This is a genomic window from Pseudomonas guariconensis (assembly GCF_024127895.1).
Classification (GTDB): domain Bacteria; phylum Pseudomonadota; class Gammaproteobacteria; order Pseudomonadales; family Pseudomonadaceae; genus Aquipseudomonas; species Aquipseudomonas guariconensis_B.
In genome coordinates this window covers 1-1,248 of the sequence record NZ_JAMYBK010000068.1, presented here as the reverse complement: position 1 = coordinate 1,248, position 1,248 = coordinate 1, and the positions used below count along the sequence as shown (strand labels likewise).

Genomic DNA, 1,248 nt, shown 5'->3' with positions numbered 1-1,248 from the left:
GGCTATATCCCGCCTGCGGAGGCTGAGGCAAACTTCCACCAGCAGCAAACAGATCAGGCCGTGGCGGCCTGACTTAAACGAAACGGCCTCCACGAAACCCGGGGTGATTCACCCAGCCCTGAAAGCAAGAGCAGAAGCGGAGCCAGCAAAAAGGCAAGCTTGAAAACTACTGGCCAATTGGAAGGATCAATCAAGGAGCGCCTCATAAGTCAGTTCACCCACCCCGGCGTTTCAAAGGTTTTCATACAGAGCCTAACGCCCAACTGCCTGGATCAATCCAATAATCCACAAATCAGCTCACCCATTCACACCCAGCATTCGCCACCTTTGCTGAGAGAAAAACCATATGCATTTCCACATAACGGAGTCCAAACTCATCCTGCAAGGCAAGAAACCAGACTACCATTAGCGAGCGAAGTCATAAGACACCCCACCCCAAAATTCCGTACACGATCGCTGACCATGTCAGACCTAAAGCCAAAAGCCAAAATGCGACCTTAACCCTACGTCTCAGATAGGAAGGGAATTGCTTATTGTCCTCCGGATCAAGCAATCCTCTGCGCATTCCCCATTCTGGCCATATGAGCATCATGCTTGAGCCCGCAACCGCCAAACTTCGAAGTTCCAGACTCAACGCGCTCGAAGCCCTAACGTCCTCTAGAAAACCTTTACTATTTCTCAGCGAGGCGCACATCACGTCAAAATGACGCGTTCCGGCGATATGAGCGAGAACTGAAAGGCCTCCCACACACAACACCATCGGTCCAAGCAATACAGCCAGCTTGACATATAGCATTCAACCCACCAGATCAGTCATAAAGATTTTCATAAACGACTTCCCCTGTAGCCCCGCCCACTCTTTCCATCATTAAGCCTCCAGAGAGGGAGCCGCCACCAACTAATGCAATCCCGCAGATGGCTCTTCCCCAGGGCCCAAACGTACATACAGCGCTGATCACAGCCTTCCCAAACGCGGCACCTGCCATACCACCCACCAACCCTCCAGAAAAGCTCCCAGTCTCGGGGAACCGAATTCTCCTGCATTCCTCCGTCTCCCCTGCCCTACAAACCTCCTGCACTTTCAAGTAGGACGAAGTTGCCCCCAATCCAATAGCCACATACCCACCATATTTCAAGTACCGCGCCGTCTTCGCCACTTCTTCCAAATGCGTCGCATACCCCGGTATCTGCCCCGGCCCACCGGCCTTTTTCCAGTGATGCACCACACGCTTGGACGAAATCCCAAGA

The 1,248-nt window shown here is 52.6% G+C and carries 1 pseudogene; it reads right to left on the bottom strand.

The features are described 5' to 3' along the window. Window positions 1–809 precede the first annotated feature (809 nt). A pseudogene (locus tag NJF35_RS24570) lies at window positions 810–1,248 on the bottom strand (hypothetical protein); the annotation flags it as partial.